The organism is Paractinoplanes globisporus DSM 43857, assembly GCF_000379645.1.
In the GTDB taxonomy this organism is placed as follows: Bacteria; Actinomycetota; Actinomycetes; order Mycobacteriales; family Micromonosporaceae; genus Actinoplanes; species Actinoplanes globisporus.
This window is the reverse complement of the sequence record NZ_KB903356.1, coordinates 70,848-89,633: the sequence shown is the minus strand read 5'-3', so window position 1 is coordinate 89,633 and position 18,786 is coordinate 70,848. Positions and strand designations below refer to the sequence as shown.

13 protein-coding genes are annotated in these 18,786 nt (G+C 73.6%); 7 read left to right on the top strand and 6 right to left on the bottom strand.

The window, feature by feature from the left end; all coding sequences use genetic code 11:
* Positions 1 to 40: 40 nt before the first annotated feature.
* Positions 41 to 2,767 (bottom strand): AfsR/SARP family transcriptional regulator, encoded by a 2,727-nt coding sequence (locus A3CQ_RS56465; RefSeq protein WP_020517860.1) that lies wholly within the window; start codon positions 2,765 to 2,767, stop codon positions 41 to 43.
* Between the two features lie 66 nt (positions 2,768 to 2,833).
* Between A3CQ_RS56465 and A3CQ_RS0146625 the strand changes: the two genes are divergently transcribed.
* Complete coding sequence (locus tag A3CQ_RS0146625; RefSeq protein ID WP_020517859.1) at positions 2,834 to 3,493, top strand: hemerythrin domain-containing protein; 660 nt, start codon at positions 2,834 to 2,836, stop codon at positions 3,491 to 3,493.
* On the opposite strand, the gene A3CQ_RS0146620 is transcribed toward A3CQ_RS0146625, so the two are convergent.
* The gene (locus A3CQ_RS0146620; protein ID WP_020517858.1) at positions 3,484 to 4,281 is read right to left on the bottom strand and encodes an SAM hydrolase/SAM-dependent halogenase family protein; all 798 of its coding nucleotides are present in this window, start codon (positions 4,279 to 4,281) and stop codon (positions 3,484 to 3,486) included. The two genes, A3CQ_RS0146625 and A3CQ_RS0146620, sit on opposite strands and share 10 nt — an antisense overlap.
* A gap of 84 nt (positions 4,282 to 4,365) precedes the next feature.
* Between A3CQ_RS0146620 and A3CQ_RS0146615 the strand changes: the two genes are divergently transcribed.
* Entirely contained in the window at positions 4,366 to 5,298 is a 933-nt protein-coding gene (locus A3CQ_RS0146615) for an LLM class F420-dependent oxidoreductase (RefSeq protein ID WP_026206966.1), read from the top strand.
* Here A3CQ_RS0146615 and A3CQ_RS0146610 read toward each other — a convergent pair.
* Positions 5,283 to 6,080, bottom strand: coding sequence for an NAD(P)H-binding protein (locus A3CQ_RS0146610; protein WP_020517856.1), 798 nt, complete (start codon positions 6,078 to 6,080; stop codon positions 5,283 to 5,285). The two genes, A3CQ_RS0146615 and A3CQ_RS0146610, sit on opposite strands and share 16 nt — an antisense overlap.
* An 86-nt stretch (positions 6,081 to 6,166) precedes the next feature.
* Here A3CQ_RS0146610 and A3CQ_RS56460 point away from each other — a divergent pair, with 86 nt between their 5' ends.
* Positions 6,167 to 6,904 (top strand): helix-turn-helix domain-containing protein, encoded by a 738-nt coding sequence (locus A3CQ_RS56460; RefSeq protein WP_020517855.1) that lies wholly within the window; start codon positions 6,167 to 6,169, stop codon positions 6,902 to 6,904.
* On the opposite strand, the gene A3CQ_RS0146600 is transcribed toward A3CQ_RS56460, so the two are convergent.
* On the bottom strand, positions 6,888 to 8,813 hold the full coding sequence (locus A3CQ_RS0146600) for a LamG-like jellyroll fold domain-containing protein (RefSeq protein WP_020517854.1): 1,926 nt from the start codon (positions 8,811 to 8,813) through the stop codon (positions 6,888 to 6,890). The two genes, A3CQ_RS56460 and A3CQ_RS0146600, sit on opposite strands and share 17 nt — an antisense overlap.
* A 75-nt stretch (positions 8,814 to 8,888) precedes the next feature.
* Positions 8,889 to 9,437, bottom strand: a complete 549-nt coding sequence (locus A3CQ_RS0146595; protein WP_026206963.1) for a GNAT family N-acetyltransferase — start codon at positions 9,435 to 9,437, stop codon at positions 8,889 to 8,891.
* A gap of 50 nt (positions 9,438 to 9,487) precedes the next feature.
* Here A3CQ_RS0146595 and A3CQ_RS58325 point away from each other — a divergent pair, with 50 nt between their 5' ends.
* A complete protein-coding gene (locus tag A3CQ_RS58325; protein WP_020517852.1) occupies positions 9,488 to 10,441 on the top strand; it encodes a hypothetical protein in 954 nt (317 codons plus the stop codon).
* A 25-nt stretch (positions 10,442 to 10,466) separates the two neighbouring features.
* Here A3CQ_RS58325 and A3CQ_RS0146585 read toward each other — a convergent pair whose 3' ends face one another.
* A complete protein-coding gene (locus A3CQ_RS0146585; protein ID WP_020517851.1) occupies positions 10,467 to 15,014 on the bottom strand; it encodes an ATP-dependent helicase in 4,548 nt (1,515 codons plus the stop codon).
* Between the two features lie 171 nt (positions 15,015 to 15,185).
* Here A3CQ_RS0146585 and A3CQ_RS0146580 point away from each other — a divergent pair, with 171 nt between their 5' ends.
* From A3CQ_RS0146580 to A3CQ_RS56445, 3 genes are all read left to right on the top strand, one after another.
* Positions 15,186 to 16,040 carry a DUF4397 domain-containing protein gene (locus A3CQ_RS0146580; protein WP_020517850.1) on the top strand — a complete coding sequence of 285 codons (855 nt, stop codon included), beginning with the start codon at positions 15,186 to 15,188 and terminating at the stop codon, positions 16,038 to 16,040.
* A 137-nt stretch (positions 16,041 to 16,177) separates the two neighbouring features.
* The gene (locus A3CQ_RS56450; protein ID WP_245577673.1) at positions 16,178 to 16,975 is read left to right on the top strand and encodes a class F sortase; all 798 of its coding nucleotides are present in this window, start codon (positions 16,178 to 16,180) and stop codon (positions 16,973 to 16,975) included.
* Positions 16,976 to 17,037: 62 nt separating this feature from the next.
* Positions 17,038 to 18,762, top strand: a complete 1,725-nt coding sequence (locus A3CQ_RS56445; RefSeq protein WP_040434201.1) for a serine/threonine-protein kinase — start codon at positions 17,038 to 17,040, stop codon at positions 18,760 to 18,762.
* The last annotated feature ends 24 nt before the right edge of the window (positions 18,763 to 18,786 follow it).

Genomic DNA, 18,786 nt, shown 5'->3' with positions numbered 1-18,786 from the left:
CCCATCATCCCGCGGCGGCGGCTCATCCCGCGGCGGCGGCTCATCCCGCCGCGGCGGTCTCTTCCTCCACGGCGTCCGCGAACAGCGCGATCAGTGCCGCCTGGTCCAGATCGCCCGCGTCCGGGCGGCCCTCCCTCCCGGCCAGGGCCTCGTCCAGGGCCGCGGAGCCCAGCGGGTCGCCGGGCTCGATGGACAGACCGCGCCGGGCGACCTCGCGGCGCACACCCGCGGCCAGCGTCGCACCGTCCTCGTGGCGGCCCAGGCGGAGCAGTGTGAGCGCCCCGGTGAGCAGGCAGGTCAGGACGTTCGCGATGTCGTCCTCCTCGGAGAAGCCACGGATCGCCAGGCGTAGCACGCCGGCCGCGGCCGCCGGGTCGCCGGCGCGCAGCAGGGTGCGGGCGAGGAAGAGACGGCTCATCGCCGCGGTCCACGTCTGTTGGATGCCCTCGGCCGTCTCGGCGGCTGACGAGAGCAGGCGGCTGCCCTCGGCCAGATCGCCGGCGCTGGTCAGGGCCCAGCCGAGCGCCTCCGAGCCGGAGGCGACCAGGCGCTGATGGCCGATGCGGTGGCCGATCGCCATCACCTCCCGGCCCTGCGCGGCCGCCCGCTCGTAGTCGCCCATCACCGTGTACAGCAGCGACTCGTAGTAGTGAGCCTGGCCCCGCAGCGCCACGCCCTCACGGTCGGTCACCCCGGCCAGCGCGTCGACGCCGTTGCGCAAGGCCTCCCATACCGGCTCGGGCTCGCCGCTGAGGAAGTGCAGCGTGCCGGCGCCCAGCCAGGCGCGGGCCCGGTCGATAGGGTCGGCGTCGGGCGCCGCGGCCAGCGCGCCGCGCAGGAGCCGGAGCCCGTCGACGACGTGGACGCCGCGGTACCAGAACCAGTCGAGCAGGCCCGCCGTGCGCAGGGCCCGCTCGGGTGCGACGGCGAGGTCGTGGCTGATGCCGGTGCGCAGGTTGGCCAGCTCCCGGTTGAGCACCCGGATGGCGTGCGCCGACCGTTCCCCGGCGAGCTCCGGCGCCATCCGCTCGACCAGGCCGCGCACCCACCGGGCGTGCGCGGCGCGGCTGGCCGCCGGGTCGGGGTCGCGGCCCCGGCAGAAGGCGCGGACGATCTCCAGCAGGCGGTAGCGGCTCGGGGTGACGGTGGTGTCGGCGACCACGACCGAGCGGGCCACGAGCGACGACAGGGCGGCCAGGTCGCCGTCGACGGCCTCGAGGGTGAAGCCGCCCTCGAACGGCCACAGCCGCAGCAGCAGCTCCCGGTCGGGGGCCGACAGCAGGTCGAAGCTCCAGGCGACGGCGGCCTCGAGCGTCTCGTGCGGGGCCAGCGTGCCTCGGGGGACGGGGCCCAATGCCGGGAAGCGGTCGTCGAGCATGCCGAGTAGCTCGCCGAGGCCGAGCACCCGGCACCGAGCGGCGGCCAGCTCCAGGGCCAGCGGGATGCCGTCGAGGGCGGACGCGAGGCGGGCGAGCTGGCGCGACTCGGCCTCGTTCGGGCGCCAGCCGGGGCGTATCGCCGTGATCCGGTCGGTGAGCAGGGCGATCGCGTCGTCGGCCGGCATCGGGGCGACCGGGAGCAGGGTCTCGCCGTCGATGCCGAGCGGTTCCCGGCTGGTGGCCAGCACGCGCACCGACGGGCAGGCGGCGAGCACGGTCAGCGTCAGGTCGGCGACCGCGTCGACCAGGTGCTCGCAGTTGTCCAGCACGAGCAGCCCGGGGCGGTCGCCGAGCGCGGCGGCGAGGGCGCCCGCGGTCGGGGCGTGCACCCCGGCCGCATCGGCGACGGCGGAGGCGACCAGGGCGGGCTCGCCCACGTCGGCGAGCCGGACGAACCACGGGCGGGAGTCGGCGGCGAACTCGACGGCCAGCCGCGTCTTGCCGGCGCCGCCGGGCCCGACCAGCGTCACGAGCCGGCTCGCGGGAGTCAGGGAGGCGAGCAGGGCCAGCTCCTCGCGCCGGCCGAGGAAGTGGGAGAGCGGGCGGTTGAGGGGCGCGGCCGTGCGGGCCGTGGGTGGTGGGGCGGGCAGCAGCAGGGCCGGGTCCTGGGCCAGGAGGCGGGCCTCCAGCTCCTGCAGGGCCGGGCCGGGGTCGATGCCGAGGTCGTCGGCGAGCAGCGCGCGGACCCGGCGGGCGGCGGCGAGGGCGTCGGCCTGGCGGCCGCTGCGGTACAGCGCGACGATCAGCAGCTCCCATCGACGCTCGCGGTAGGGCTCCTCCCGTACGGACGAATCAAGCGCACCCACCGCTCCTGGAGCGTCCCCCACCGCGAGGAGCGCCGCCAGGCGTTCCTCCGTAGCGACCGCGCGCAGGTCGATCAGCGCCGCGCGGGCGGCCGCGATCGTCGGCGCGTCGGCCAGGTCGGCGTAGGCGTCGCCGCGCCACAACGCCAGCGCCGCGTCGAAGGCACGCAGCGCGTCGCCCGGCCGGTCGGCGAGCAACTGACGGCCGCGCGCCAGCTCCGAGGCGAAGCGGGCCGCGTCCGTCCCGGCGGTCCGCAGCCGGTAGCCGTCGCCGTACCGCTCGAGGGCGTCCCGGTCGGCCCCGAGGGCGCGACGCAGACGGGACGCGTACACCTGAAGGGAGCTGGAGAAGCTCGCCGGGGGTGACCCCTCCCAGATGGTCTCGGCGAGGGTCGCCTCGGCGACCGGCCGGCCCTCGGCCGCCAGCAGCGCCGTGACCAGCCGGCGCGGCAGCCGGCCGCCGAGATCGACCATCCGCCCGCCGGCGTCCACCTCGGTCGGGCCGAGCACCTTGCCGATCAACACCGGCCGAGCATAGGGCTGCAGGGCGACTGCAGGCAGTCTGCAAGCGGACGGCGCGACCTTGTCCTCATGACAACCATCACCGCCGGAGCGGACACCTGGGACATGCTGCTCGTGCACCGGGTCTTCCGCCGGGACTTCCGCATGCTGCCGGCCCTCGTTCGCGGGGTGGCCGAGGGGGACACCGCGCGCGCCGAGATCGTCGGCTTCCACCTCGAGCACCTCGGCAACGGGCTGCACCACCATCACACGGCCGAGGACGAGCTGCTGTGGCCGCTGCTGCTCGCCCGCGCGACCCCGCACACCGACCTGATCAACCGGATGGAGGCGCAGCACCACCGGCTGCACGAGCCGCTGACGCGGATCACCGAGATCAACCCGCGGTGGCGGCGGACCGCCGCGGTCCGCGACCGGGACGAGCTGGCCGACGTGATCGCGCAGGCGTCGGTGGCGCTCGACGAGCACCTCGGCGACGAGGAACAGGAGATCCTGCCCCTCGCCGCCGCACATGTCTCGCAGGCCGAGTGGGACAAGCTCGGCGAGCGGGGGCGCGAGTCGATCCCGAAGGGGAAGCTGGCGCTGGTCTTCCTCGGCTCGATCTTCGAGGAGGCGACGCCCGCCGAGAAGGCCCGTTTCCTGCACGACCTGCCGGCGCCGGCCCGGGTGGTCTGGCGCCTCTTCGGCGATCGGGCCTGGGGTAGTTACCGCGACAAGCTGCGTCAGGGCTGAGAACGCTCCGCGATGCGGATCATGTCGCCCGGGCGGACCGAGAGGACGACCACGGCCCGGCCGTTGTTCACGGCGATCGCGACGCGGCCCGCCGAGTCCTCGAACACCAGCAGTTCGCCCCGCTCGACGTCGGCGAACGTGGTGCCGCGCCGGGCCCGGACCGTGCCGTTGATGGTCAGCTCGTGGCCGAGGCCCGCCAGCACGTCGCCGCCGGCGGCCAGCTGCACGTTGCCGAAGCGGTCGACCGTGCCGACCTCGGACTCGATCCAGCCGTCGCCGACCGTGACGACCGGGTCGGGCAGCCGGATCAGGTCGGCCGGGTCGATCGCCGGGCCGGCGTCGACCGGCGAGGCGCCGAGCGCGAGGTGGGCGGCGGCCGGGGCGAAGACGTCGCGGCCGTGGAACGTGCGGGAGACGTCGCCGAGCATCCAGTCCTTGTTGGCCAGTTCGAAGGCGCGGTGCACGCCGCCGAGCGCCTCGGAGGCCCAGATCAGCACGCCGTTGTCGGGCCCGACCAGCAGGCCGGCGGGCGTCTCGAGGACCAGCCCGCGCCGGGCCGTGCCGACGCCCGGGTCGACCACCGCGACGTGCACCGAGGGCGGCAGGTGCGGCGCGGTCTGGGCGAGCACCGCGGCGCCGCGGGTCACATCGGCCGGGGGCACGTGGTGGGTCACGTCGATGACGCGTACGGCGGGGGCGACGCGCGCGATCGTCCCATGGCACGCCGCGACGAAACCGTCGAACGTCCCGTAGTCGGTGGTGAGGCTGATCCATTCATATCCGGCCATGGTGGCCAACGTTACTGCCCCGCCACGCTTCGTGTGTGACAGGCCCGACAGGGCGCGCCGAGGGACATCTGGCAGGTTTGAGGCATGCGTCTTGTGATCTTCACGGAGCCCCAGCAGGGGGCCACCCACGCCGACCTGGTCAAGGTCGCGCAGACCGCCGAGGCGAGCGGCTTCGACGGCTTCTTCCGCTCCGACCACTATGTCGCGATGGGCGTGCCGGGCGAGCCCGGCCCGACCGACGCCTGGGTGACGCTGGGCGCGCTCGCCGTGCAGACGTCCCGCATCCGGCTCGGCACCCTGGTCACCTCGGCCACGTTCCGGCTGCCCGGGCCGCTGGCGATCGCGGTGGCACAGGTCGACGAGATGAGCGGCGGCCGGGTCGAGTTCGGCCTCGGCGGCGGCTGGTTCGAGCGGGAGCACACCGCGTACGGCATCCCGTTCCCGACCCTGGGTGAGCGGTTCGATCGGCTCGAGGAGCAGCTCGAGATCGTCACCGGGCTGTGGGCGACGCCGGCCGGTCGCTCCTTCGACTTCCACGGCAAGCACTACCAGCTGATCGACTCGCCGGCGCTGCCGAAACCGGTGCAGTCGCCGCGCCCGCCGGTGATCGTCGGCGGACACGGCAAGAAGCGCACGCCGGCGCTGGCGGCCCGCTTCGCCGACGAGTTCAACGTGCCGTTCTCCAAGATCGAGGACGTGGCGCCGGCCTTCGAGCGGGTCCGGCGGGCGTCGGCCGAGATCGGCCGGGACACACCGCCGGCGTTCTCGGCGGCCGCCGTGCTCTGCGTGGGGCGCGACGACGCCGAGGCCCGGCGGCGGGCCGCGGCCATCGGCCGCGACGTCGACGAGATCCGGACCAACGGCGGCGTCGTGGGCACGCCCGGCGAGGCGGTGGAGACCATCAAGAGGTACGCGGAGGCCGGCGCGACGCGTCTCTTCCTGCAGGTCCTCGACCTCTCCGACCTCGACCACGTCGAGCTGGTCGCCTCCGCGGTGGCGCCTCAGCTCGTCGCGTAGAAGCGCGTGCGGTTCTCCTCGGCCCAGGCCCGGTAGGTGCCCGGCCTGCGGCCGAGGACCCGCTCGACGTCGTCGGTGACGATCGCGTTGCCGCCCTCGCGCACCAGCTTCGCGCCCGCGAGCGCCACCTCCGCGATCGCGGCGGGGAAGAGGTCTTTCGTCGGCGGTACGTCGACCGTGGTGAGCGTGGTGCGCAGGACCTCGCCCAGCTGGGCGACCTGCTCGGGGACGCTCAACAGCTCCGGTCCGGTCAGCGTGTAGACCCGGCCGCCGTGCTCGGTGGTGGTGAGCGCCTCGGCGGCCACCGCGGCTATGTCGGCCGGGTCGATGACACCCTGCCGGCCCGCGCCGAAGACGTTGGGGATCGGCCGGCCCGCGCGGATGTCGGCCGCCCAGGCGAGCGAGTTGGTGGCGAACGTCGTCGGGCGCAGGATCGTCCAGGCCAGGCCGCTCTCTCGGACCGCCTGCTCGCCCGGCTGGTGCCAGTTCTTGGGATCGGGCTCGTCCGGCGTGCCTATCGCGGAGAGCTTGACCACCCGCTCGGCGCCGGCCTCGACCGCCCGCCGGAGGTAGGCCCGGTCGATGTCCGGCCCGGCCGGCCCGGGCGGCGCGAGCAGGAAGACCGCGTCCGCCTTACGGATCTCGGTGGTCACCGTGAGGCCCGGTCGCGGCTCGATTGTGGACGGATCCCGGGTCAGTGCGATCACCTCGACGTCGCGGGCGAGCAGCTGGCCGACCAGGGCGGATCCGATGGTGCCGGTGGCACCGGTCACGAGAATCATGGATCCCACCGTGGCTCGCGCCGCCCGGATGGGTCTTGGAGGTTTCGGCACTGCGGGGTTCGGCCGTGGCGGGCTAGCGTGGGGCCGTGGACGTCGAGGTGTTGTCGGGGGACGATCGCGACACGTTCGTGCAGGAGCCGGAGGTGGCGACCGTGCTCGCCTTCCGCACGACGGCGGAACGGCGCAGCGATCTGGTCGTGGTCGGGCCGCGCACGCGGGGGAGCTACAACCCGGGCAAGCCGCTGCCGGTCTGCATTCGGGTGCGGCTGCGGCCGGGGCGGGCCCGGGAGCTGTTCGGGGTGCCGGTGCGGGAACTGGCCGACCGGGCGGTGCCGCTGACCGACCTGTGGGGGCGTGCGGCTCGCGATCTGACCTCGCGCCTGGTGGATGCCGGGGCGGACACCGGGCTCGCGGTGGCCCGGTTGACCGCGCTCCTGCGGTCCGTGTCTTCCGTTGATGGGCTTCTTGTCGACGGGCTTCTCGTCGACTCTGCGATGCGGCAGATGGAATTGCCCGGCGCGCGGTTGTCCGAGGTGGCCGACCGGCTCGGCGTCAGCGAGCGGCACCTGCGCAACCTCTTCGCCCGCGAGGTCGGCCTGTCGCCCAAGCATTTCGCCCGGATCAAGCGGGTGCGCACGGTGCTCGCGCTGGCCGGGAGCCGGCCGTGGGCCGAGGTCGCGTCGCGGGCCGGCTTCTTCGACCAGGCCCACATGATCGGCGACTTCCGCTCGATGATGGGGGTGTCGCCGGGGGCGTTCCTGGCGGGACGCCTCCCGGCGGTCACTCCGTGCGGTTACGTGTCGCCGGTCACCCTCCGATCATGAACTGCTCCGGGCGCAGCGCCCGGCCCACGATCCGCACGTCGCCCAGCCAGCCGTAGAGGGCCTGCTCGACGATGTCGGCGTAGTGGTAGGCGCCGACCAGCCACGGTTTGCCCGCGGTCGCCAGGCCGATCGCCGGGGTCGACGAGTTCCGCAGCACGGGGCAGCCGTCCACGTACATGACGGAGTGCCGGCCGTCGTTGACCACCGCGACGTGCCACCAGCGGCCCAGCGGCAGCAGGTGACTCCAGTTCGTGGAGATCCGGTCCTGGTTCCGGGGGAAGACCGCCCACTGCAGCTCGGCGCCGGAGGAGAGGTTGAGGCAGCCGGCCGGCTCGGACGGGTCGTCGCCGGTCTTGCCGGCGTCGCCGCCGGTGCCCATCCGGGTGAGCACCCCGCACCATGCGTGCGCGTCGCCGAAGTCGGCGGGCAGCTTCAGGAACGTCTCGATCGTGTAGCCGCGCTCGAGGGTGGCCGCGTTCAGCGGTGCGCCGTCGGCGGTGCGCAGGTAGGCGCCGCGGGCCGGCTTCTTGCCGCCGTCGAACCGCAGGCTCGCGTGCGCCGGCTGGTCGGGGTGGTGGTCGTCCGACCAGGTCAGCGTGTCGGGGCCGCCGGACAGGTCGGCCCGGGTGAGGTGGTTGCCGTTGCCGGAGAGGTCGGCGATCAGCCCGGACACCGGCCCGCTGGTCGCCTGGTCGAACCGCCAGTAGGCGAGCGTCCCCGGCACCAGCACCGACCTCGCCGGTCGCGCCGGCCGGGGCGGGGCCGCGCCGAACCGGGTCGCGAAGTCCACGTCGAAGCTGAACCGGTTGGTCGGCCCGGTCAGCTCGACCTCGAGCTCGGCGAGCTCGTTGCGCTGCTCGGCGGGCAGCCCGAGGAAGAACGGCGAGATCGTCTCGACGTCGACGCAGCCGCGCGCGAGGTCGAACCGGTACAGCCGGATCATCGCGCCGCCGCCGTAGTAGCGGTCCTGGTAGTTGGTGATGTGGACGTTGACGTCGTGTCCGGCGTCGTTCGTCAGCACCGTGCGCCCCGGCGGCCAGAAGTGCCCGTTGAGGGTCAGGAAGATCCGGTCGTTGCGGGCGATGAACCGGTCCCACAGCTGTCGGCCGAAGTCGGACAGGTGCGCCTCGCCGTCGTCGTCGGCGAACGCGATCTCGTGGGTCGTCACGATCACCGGCAGCGCCGGGTGCCGGTCGAGCACCGACTGCGCCCAGGCGAGGCCGGCCGCCGAGGGACGCCAGTCGAGCGCGAGCACCAGCCACTGCCGGCCGCCGCCGGTGAAGACGTGGTAGCTGTTGTAGCCGTCCGGGCTGGCTCCGCCGTAGCTCCTGGCCCGGGCGAACCGCTTCGGGCCGAACGTCCGCAGGTACGCGCTGTCGCCGCGGCTGTCGTCGGTGCCGGAGTTGATGTCGTGGTTGCCGGCCAGCACGCTGTACGCGGCGCCGGCCCGGTCGAGCACCTGGAACGCCTTGCCGATCGCCGCGAACTCGTCGTCCTTGCCGTTCTGGGTCAGGTCGCCCAGGTGGGAGAGGAAGACGATGTTCTCGTCGCGGGCCTGCTCCAGGATCCAGCGCAGCGACGCGTCGAGCGGCCGGGAGTCGCCCCGGTCCTCGTCGAAGAGGTACTGGGTGTCCGGCATGACCACCAGCGTGAAGCGAGGGTCGCGGGTGTCGGGCTTCCACGAGCCGGCCCTTGCCTGCTGGGCGGCGGGCGCGCCGGGCATTGCGGCGGTGGCGGGCGCGGCGGGGAGGGCGGCGGTGGCCGCGGCGCCGACTCCGAGCAGTCCGGCGGCGCGCAGCAGGCCGCGGCGGCTCGCCCGCGGGGTGGTGTCGCCGTGTTCGTGCAGGTCGGCGCAGTTCGCCGACGCTGACAGAGCGTGGGTCAGACAGGGGTCGCCATGATCGTGCATGTGGGTCACTGTGGGCAGCCGACCCGACCGCCCCCGGAACATCCGGAGAACTAGGAACAGTGATCTAAAGAATGGTCACCAGACGTCGCCGTTGCGCCAGTCGCAGGTCAGCGCCGCCGTGAGGTCCAGCTCGGCGCCGCCGGCCACGGCGCGGACCAGGACGCCGTCGTCGTCGTCCGGGGTGCGGGTGATGCCGCCGGGCGCGACCACGAACGTCGGTCCCTGCCAGGGCCGCCAGCCCCGATGCAGGTAGAGGCCGCGCCCGGCCCGCGAGGAGGAGAGCGCGCCCAGGTCGTAGCCGTGGTCGATCACACGCTCGATCTCGTCCATCACGGTCGCCGCGTAGCCCTGGCCGCGCCACCCCGGATGCACCGCGACCGCCTCGACGAAGCCGCACCGCCAGGACCGCTCGCCGTGCAGGAACTGGCGCTGCACGACGGCGGCGTGCGCGATCGTCTCGTCGCCGTCGACGACCATCGCGTGCATGCCGCCGAGGGCGTGGTCGAAGTCGTCATCCGCAAAGGTGCCGAGGAAGGCCAGGCCGAGCAGGCGGCGGATCGCGTCGCGCTCGGCCGGGCTCAGATCGGACGTGTGAACGGTGCGGGTCTGTGGCACCCGGCAAATCTACTGGGCACCCCGGCTGCCTTATTCTTCGAGATCGAGAGGGGGACTCGGTGACGCTCTACGTCGCGAAGGACCGGGACACGACGGCGGTCTCGCGCACAGCTCTCCGCGTGCCCGACGGGCGGCGGGTACGACGCTCCTGGACCGCCCTGATCGAGGACCGCATCGGCACACACCACAGCGGCAACGATGCCGGCGTCCCGATGATCGCGCTGATGACCCTGCCCGCGGTCGTGGTGGCCCTGGCGGCGGCCCGCTATCTGGGCGCGCTCGCGGCCCTGGTGGCCGGCAGCATCGTCCTGTTCATCACCGGCCCGATCGTCCCCCTGGCGACCCGCCGCCGCCGGCGCCGCTCGTGGCGCTGGCGAGGCCCCGGCGCGGAGGCCGTGGCCGACCGAGCCGCCACCGGCCAGACCCGCCTGCTGACCGCGGAATCGGAGCGAACCACCTTCGACGGCGCCATGGCCGCCGCCGACCGGGTGGCCGACACCTGGCCGGCCCTGGACGGCCTGATTGACACGGACGAGGCCGGCCCGCTGCTGGCCGAGGCCCTCTGGGAGATCGCCGGCGTGCTGACCCGCCGCCAGGAGCTGAAGGCCGTGCTGGCCGGCCTGACCCGCCCCGATTTCGCCGGCCTGCCCGCCGACGACCCGACGGCCGCCCGCCTGCAGGACCAGATCCGCGCGACCAAACAGGCCCTCTCGGCGGTGGAGATCGACCTGGCCACCAGGCAGGCCAACCTGCGCCGGGCCGAGGACACGGGCCGCAGCTTCATCCGAGAACGAGACATGCGAGAAGCCATCCAGGCCGCCGAGCGTTCCCTGCGCGCGACCCAAGACCCAGCCCTGCCCGCACCCGACCCCGCGGCCACCCCGACCCACGCCTCGACCGCGGCCCCGGCCCCCGCACCCGACCCCGCCGCCGACCTGGCCGAACACACCGAGCAGGTCCTGGCCGCCTACCGCGAACTCACCACCACCCCCCACCCGAACGACACCGAGTAGCGCTCACGGCCGCCCATGCCGCGCGTCAGCCGCGTAGGCGTAGGCCTCGCGGGGTGGTGCGGAAGCCGGCCGTGGTCAGTGCGTCGCGCAGTGGGGAGGCGTGGACCGATTCGCCGTCGGCGCGTTCGACGGACATGGCGCCCAGGGCGCCCGAGCGGACCGACTCGCCCAGGGCGCGGCCGGCGGCGATGAGCGTGTCGGGGTCGTCGGTGAAGGACAGGAGCGTGCGGCCGCCGCGCTCCACATAGAGCACCAGGTCGCCGCCCACGAGCACGACCAGCGCGCCTGCCTTGCGGCCGGGGCGGTGACCGGCGCGGGTGGTGGGCTCGCCGTCGCCGCTGTCGACCACTCGCTCGGGCCAGCCGAGCGCGGCACCGTAGGGGTTGGCCGGGTCGGTGGCGGCCAGCACCTGCGCCTGGCCGGCGCGCCGGGAGAGCTCGTCGGGATCGGCCAGCGCGCGCAGTCGGTCGACGGCCCCGGGCACCGCGAACTGGGCCGCGCCCAGGCCCTCGACGAAATAGCCCCGGCGGGCCGCGCCGCGCTCCTCGAGGGCGCCCAGCACCGGATAGACCGCGGCGAAGCCGCCCGTCACCCCCTCGGCCATCACGGCGCCGCGGGTCACCACGCCGTGCCGTTCCAGCAGCAGGTCGGCCAGGGCCGCGGCGCGCCGGGTCGGATCGAGGTCGCGTTCGGGCAGTCGCGACCAGCGCCCCGCCATGTTCGGCGGGCCGCCGCGGGCCGGCATCACGGCTCGACCGGGGCGGCCGGGACGGCGGTAGCGGGTGCGTGCGGGCGCCGCCTTGGCCCGGTGGGCGCCGCTGCCGCCGAGCAGCGCGCGCAGCGGGGCGAGCGTGTCGTTGGTCAGGTGGCCGGCCCAGACCAGGTCCCATACCGCGGCCGACAGCTCGGTGTCGTCGGTCGCGCCGAGCTTGTCGGAGAGGTTGCGGAAGAACAGCGCCTGCCCGTCGCCGAGCGCCTCGAGGATCCGCTGGTGCAGCGGAGTCAGCGCGAGCTCGTCGTCGGGCGGGGGCAGCAGCAGCGGGGCGCTGTCGGCCCAGGCCAGGGTGACCCAGCCGTCGTTGCCGCTGATCGAGCCCGACCCGGCCCACAGCACGTCGCCGCCGGCGCACAGCTCGTCGAGCTGCGGTGGCGCGTAGTCGGCGACCCGGGCCGGCAGCACCAGCCGTTCCCAGGCCGAGGCCGGCACCGCGATGCCCTGCAACTGCTCGATCGAGGCGGCCACCGCGTCGACGCCGCGAGCGTTGCCGCCGATCTGGTGCCAGCGGGGGAGGAACGCGGCCAGCACCCGCGGCGGCACCGGCTCGATCTCGCGGCGCAGCGCGGCCAGCGACCGGCGGCGCAGCATGCGCAGCACCTCGGCGTCGCACCACTCGGTGCCCGCGCCGCCCGGGGAGAACTCGCCCGACGCCACCCGGCCGGTCGCGCTGAGCCGTTTCAGCGCCTGCTCGACCACGAACACGCCGAGTCCGAAACGGGCCGCGCAGGTCGCCGCCGCGAACGGCCCGTGGGTGCGCGCGTACCGCGCGACCAGGTCGCCGAGCGGGTCGGAGACGGGCGCCAGGTATGCCTCGGGGAGGCCGACGGGTAGTGCCACGCCGAGCGCGTCCCGATAGCGGCCGGCGTCGTCGATGCCGATCCAGCGCTCCTCGCCGGCCACCCGCACCCGGATCGCCCGGCGCGACGCCTCGAGCTCGATCGCCCACGCCTCGTCGACCCCGCGCGCCGCGAGCTCGGCCGACGAGAGGTCACCGAGCAGGCGCAACAGCTCGGCCGTGTCTTCCGCGTCGCGCGGTTGCCGGCGGCTCGTCAGCCACTGCAGCTGTGTCTCGGTCTCGGCGACCACCGTGGGGTCGAGCAGCTCGCGCAGATCGACCCGGCCGAGCAGCTCGCCGAGCAGTGTCGAGTCGAGCGCGAGCGCCGCGGCCCGCCGCTCGGCCAGCGGGGCGTCGCCCTCGTAGAGGAAAGCGCCGACGTAGCCGAACAAGAGCGACCGGGCGAACGGCGAGGGGCGCGGGGTCTCCACCTCGACTAGACGCACCTTGCGCCCGGCGACCTCGCGCATGAGCCCGACCAGGCCGGGCACGTCGAAGACGTCCCGCAGGCACTCGCGGGCCGCCTCGAGCGTGACCGGGAAGTCGGCGAACTCGCGGGCCACGTCGAGCAGCTGGGCGGCCCGCTGCCGCTGCTGCCAGAGCGGCTGGCGGCGGCGCGGGTCACGGCGGGGCAGCAGCAGCGACCGGGCCGCGCACTCGCGGAACCGGGAGGCAAACAGCGCCGACGTGCCGACCGACTCCTCCACGATCTGGGAGATCTCCTCGGGGTCGAACGCCACCAGCTCGGCGCCGGGCGGTTCCTCGGCCGTGTCGGGCAGCCGCACCACGATGCCGTCGTCGGAGGGCATGACCTGACCGTCCACGCCGTACCGCTCGGAGAGGCGGCGGGCGATCGCCAGCGACCAGGGCGCGTTGACCCGGGCGCCGAGCACGCAGTGCACCGTCATCCGCCAGTCGCCCAGCTCGTCGCGGAACCGCTCGACCACCACCGTGCGGTCGTCGGGAAGATGGCGGGTCGCCTCGCGCTGCTCGCGCAGGTAGGCCACCAGGTTGCTCGCGGCCCACTCGTCGAGCCCGGCCTCGCGCAGCGTGGCGGTGGCCGGCTCGTCGCCGGCCTTGGCCAGCGTGCGCAACTGCTTGCCGATCGCCCGGCCCAGCTCGACCGGGCGGCCGAGGCTGTCGCCCTTCCAGAACGGCATGCGGGCCGGAGCGCCGGGCGCGGGGGAGACCAGCACCCGGTCGGGCGTGATGTCCTCGATCCGCCACGAGGTGGAGCCGAGCAGGAAGACGTCGCCGACGCGGGACTCGTACACCATTTCCTCGTCGAGCTCGCCGACCCGGGCCGCGCGCTCGGCGCCGGCCAGGAAGACCCCGAACATGCCCCGGTCGGGGATGGTGCCGCCGCTGGTCACCGCGAGTCGCTGGGCGCCCGGACGGCCGGTGAGCACATCGGTGCCGCGGTCCCACACCAGGCGGGGGCGCAGCTCGGCGAAGGCGGTCGACGGATAGCGGCCGGAGAGCATGTCGAGCACCGCGTGCAGCGCCGAGTCGGGCAGCTCGGCGAAGGGCGCGGCCCGCCGGACGAGCGCGGCCAGCTCGTCGACCTGCCACGCGTCGAGCGCGACCATCGCCACGACCTGCTGGGCGAGCACGTCGAGCGGGTTACGCGGGTAGCGCAGTTCCTCGATCGCACCGGCGCCCATCCGTTCGGCCACCACGGCGCAGGAGACCAGGTCGCCCCGATGCTTCGGGAAGACGACTCCCCGCGAGACCGCGCCCACCTGGTGACCGGCCCGGCCGATGCGCTGGAGGCCGGCCGCGACCGAGGGCGGCGCCTCGATCTGCACGACCAGGTCGACCGCGCCCATGTCGATACCGAGCTCGAGGCTCGACGTGGCGACCACGGCGGGCAGGCGGCCGGATTTCAGCGCTTCCTCGATCTGCTTGCGCTCCTCGCGGGAGACGCTGCCGTGGTGGGCGCGGGCCACCACGGGCGCGGCGCCGCCGGCCTGCCCGGCCTGGGCCATGACCTCGGCGGGCGGGCGGGCCGGAACCGGCAGCACCTCGCCGGCCCGCTCGGCGGCGAGCTCGTTGATGCGGGCGCAGAGCCGCTCGGCGCCACGCCGCGAGTTGGTGAAGACGATCGTCGAGCGGTGCGCCTGGATCAGGTCGAGCACTCGTTCCTCGACCGCGGGCCAGATGGACGGGGTGTGCCGGCCGGCGCCGGGGTCGTCGGGATCGACATCGGGCACCTCGTCGAGGCGGGTCATGTCCTCGACCGGCACCTCGACCGTGACCTCGATGGTCTTGGCGCTCGGCGGCTGGACGATCGTCACGTCGTGTGCGCCGCCGAGGAAGCGGGCGGTCTCGTCGATCGGGCGGACCGTCGCGGACAGGCCGATGCGCTGGGCGGGTTTCGGCAGCAGAGCGTCGAGCCGCTCGAGCGAGAGCGCCAGGTGGGCGCCGCGCTTGGTGGCGGCGACCGCGTGCACCTCGTCGACGATCACCGTCTCGACGCCGCGCAGCGACTCGCGCGCGGCCGAGGTGAGCAGCAGGAACAGCGACTCGGGCGTGGTGATCAGGATGTCGGGAGGGGTGCGGCTGAACAGGCGCCGCTCCTCGGCCGGGGTGTCGCCGGTGCGCATGGCGACGGTGATGTCGGGCGGCGGGATGCCGAGCCGGCCGGACGCCTGCCGGATGCCGGTGAGCGGGGCCCGCAGGTTTCGCTCGACGTCGACGGCGAGGGCCTTGAGCGGGCTCACGTAGAGGACGCGGCAGCGGTGCTTCGGATCTTTCGGAGCGGGCTCGTGGGCCAGCCGGTCGAGTGACCACAGGAAGGCCGCGAGCGTCTTGCCGGAGCCGGTCGGGGCCACGACCAGCGCATTACGCCCGGCGCCGATCGCCTGCCACGCGCCGCTCTGGGCCGCGGTGGGCGCGGCGAAGGCCGCCGTGAACCACTCGCGGGTGGCCCGGCCGAAACTTCCCAGCACCTCTTTCACGCGACCATCCTCCCTCGGGGGTACGACAAAATTTTCCGGAGAGACCACGGTCTATCGGTCAGACAGCGGTATTTACTGACGCGCCAGACCATGGTGAGGTCAACAAGCGAGGCATATACACATCACTACCAACAGAGCGACACAAGAGGCCCCCACCCGACAGGAGGCTCCGTGTTCATCCGCGCTCCACACGTCCGGCGCCTCACCAGCGCCACCGCGGTCCTGGCCGCGGTCGCCCTCACCACCCTCTTCGCCGCGCCCGCTCGCGCGGCCGCCGACGGATACGTCCGTCTCGCGCACCTTTCTCCCGACACCCCGGCGGTGGACGTCTACCTGCGCTCCACCACCAACGCCATCAAGCCCCAGGTGTTCAAGGCGGTCGCCTACGGCGCCATGTCCGCCTACCTGCGGCTGCCCATCGGCACCTACCAGGTCGCCATGCGCAAGGCCGGCGCCGCGGCCAGCACCAAACCGGTCATCACCACCCAGGTCGGGGTGGAGAACGGCGACGCCTACACGGTCGCCGGCGTCGGCCGCTTCGCCGACCTCGGCCTGCGCGTGCTCAACGACGACCTCAAGCTGCCCGACCCCGGCAAGTCCAAGGTCCGGATCATCCAGGCCTCGGTCAAGGCGCCGGTGCTGGACGTCGCCGGCAAGAACGGCAAGAAGATCGCCGACGGTGTCCAGTTCGCCACCACGACCAACTACCGGGAGGTAAACCCCGGCAAGTGGAGCGTGGAGGTGGTTCCGACCGGCGGCGGCAAGACCAGCGTGCTGCCCTGCACGCTCGGCGCGGGCAGCGTGTATTCGCTGGTCGTGCTGGACGACAAGGCGGGCGGGCTGAAACCCGAGTTGCATGTGGACGCCGAACGGCAGGGCGCGGTCCCGCTGGGCGGCGTGGCCACCGGCGACGGCGGCACCCAGCCCGATTCGCCGATGCCCATGGCGCTGCTGCTCGCGAGCGTGGCGGCCGTGCTCACCGGCGGTCTGGTCGTGCTGCTGCGACGCCGGCTCCGGGCCGCCTGAGCGGGCACGTCATGCCTGACCGGGTGACCGAGGTGCCCACGGCCCGCGACGAGTCGCGGGCCGTGGGCGTGGCTTCGGTGCCGGGTGCGCTGTCCGCGCCCCGGTACCGGCCACCCGCCCCGGCCGTTTTGATCGAGGTGGCCGAGCCGAGGATCGAACTGGCCGCGCCAGAGATCGAGGTGGCCGAGCCCGAGGTGCCGCCGCTGCGGACCCCGGCCCCGCAAGAGCCGCAACGCGACGCTCACTACGACCGCGATCGAGCCGATTCCCCCGTACGGAAGAAAAATCTCGGACGTCGAGCCGCGCTCCCTGCCCTGGCCGCCACCCTGGCCGCGTTTGTGGTCGGCACGACCTACGTGGCGATGGCCACGCGGGCCGAAAGCCCGCCGGATACCGACCCTGACCTGGGGCGATGGGCCGCGACGACGCAGGTGGTGGAGGGCGCCGGAAACCCGCAGCGCCCGGCGGGAGATCCATTCGGCAGTGCTGACGTCGTCGCCAGTGGGGCTCCGACCCGGGTGCACATCAAGAGCATCGGGCTGGACAGTCCGCTCGAGACGCTGCACGTGGTGAGGGGCGCACTTCAGCCACCGAAGCGGTTCGATCGCGCGGGCTGGTATGCCGACGGCACGGCGCCGGGAGACGTCGGACCGGCGGTGATCGCCGGCCATGTGGATTCCAAGGCCGGACCAGCGATCTTCTATCGCCTGCGCGAGCTCGTGCCCGGTGACAAGATCGAGGTGCAGCGCGGCGGCGAGACCGTCACGTTCACGGTCACGCGCACGGCGTGGTATCCGAAGAGTGCCTTCCCCACGGGCGAGGTCTACGGTCCCACGCCCGACCGGCAGCTCCGGCTGATCACGTGTGGCGGCGTCTTCAACCACAAGCTGCGTTCGTATCGCGACAACCTCGTGGTCTACGCGGTGGCCGGGTGATCGTCGTTCCCCTGGCCGGTGCCGCCTGACTATCCTGAAAACGAGTCGACGGTGGGAGCGGGATGGCGGTCAGACGCATGCTCATCGCCGGTCGGTATCGCCTGCTTGAGCCGGTCGGTTCCGGCGGCATGGGCCGGGTCTGGCTGGCCCGCGACGAAATGCTCGACCGTGACGTCGCGGTCAAGGAGTTCGTGCCGCCCGACTGGATGACCGACGACGAGAAGACCCGGCTGCGCGACCGCACCCTGCGCGAGGCCCGCAGCGCCGGTCGGCTCAACCATCCGCACGTGGTGCGGGTCTACGACGTGGTGCACGCCGAGGGCCTGCCCTGGATCGTGATGGAGTACGTCCCGTCCCGCTCGCTGCACCAGGTGATCAACGAGGACGGACCGTATTCGCCGGTCGCGGCCGCGCGCATCGGCCTGTCGGTGCTCGACGCGCTGAGCGCGGCGCACCGGGCGGGCGTGCTGCACCGCGACGTAAAACCGCACAATGTGCTGATCGGGACCGATGGCCGGGTGGTGCTCACCGACTTCGGGCTGGCGACGTTCGTCGACGACGGTTCGGTGACCGGGCCCGGGCTCGTCGTCGGCTCGCCGCAGTACGTCTCGCCCGAGCGAGCTCGCGATGGTGCATCCACCGTGGAATCAGACATGTGGTCGCTCGGCGCGACGCTGTACGCGGCCGTCGAGGGGCGGTCGCCCTATGCGCGCGAGACCGCGATGGCGACGCTGATGGCGCTGGCCACCGAGCCGCCCGATCCGCCCGACAAGGCGGGAATGCTCGGTCCGGTGCTGATCGGGCTGTTGCGTCACGATCCGGCCACCCGCCTGACGGCGAGCGAGGTCGAGCGCCGGTTGCGCATGGTCGTGGCGTCGGCGCCAGGTGGGGGAGGGGTTCCGGCACCGAGGCGGGCTCGGGTCGCCACATCGACGGCTTCGCCGGTTGCCGTACGCACGGTGCCGGCGCAGCGGGTTTCGTCGGCGCCAGGATCGCCGGCACCAGGATCGTCGGCACCAGGATCGTCGGCACCTGGCTCGCCGGCACCGGTGTCGCCCGCGCCGCCCGAGCCTCCCCGGGATCCGCCGCCGCGCCGCCTCCGCGTACGGAATCTGCTGCTTGTTTGTGGTTTTGCCGGGGTGCTGCTGATCGCCGCCGGCGGATACATCCTTCATCGCACCGACGTTCAGGTCGCCCGGCCCTCTCCCTCGGTCGTGGCCTCGACCGCGCCCGCCTTCGTGGTCGTCGGCTTCTCGCCCGCGTCCTGCTCCGGCCCCTCGCCCTCCAATGCCCTTCGCCTGCCCCAGAAGGGTGCCTCCACCGGCGTCAACGGCTGGTCGCTGACGCCCGGTTGGTCGTATTTCGACGACGGTTCCGGCTTCCACATGCCGGTTCCCGACAGCTGGACATTCACGAAATCTGGCACTATGTACTGCTTCAGGGACCCGGAGGGCGACCGGGTGCTGAGCCTGGATACCGGGCGGAACCCGGCCGGCGATCCGGTGACGGCCTGCCGTAACGAGGCGGCGCGCCTGGTGGCGGCGGGTGCGCTGCCGGGCTATTCGCAGATCTCCATCGAGAAGCGCCCGCTGCTCAACCGGGCCGCGGACTGGGAGTACCGCTACCTCGACCCGGCCGGCACGCTGCTGCACGCGCAGACCCGGTGGTTCGCCAGCAACGGCCACGGCTACGCGCTCAGCTGGGCCACCCGCGAGATCGACTGGACGTCCGACCTCGGCAAGATCAACATGGTGCTGAGCACGTTCTATACCGACCGGCCCAGTTAGCTCACAGCAACCGCTCAGGCGGCG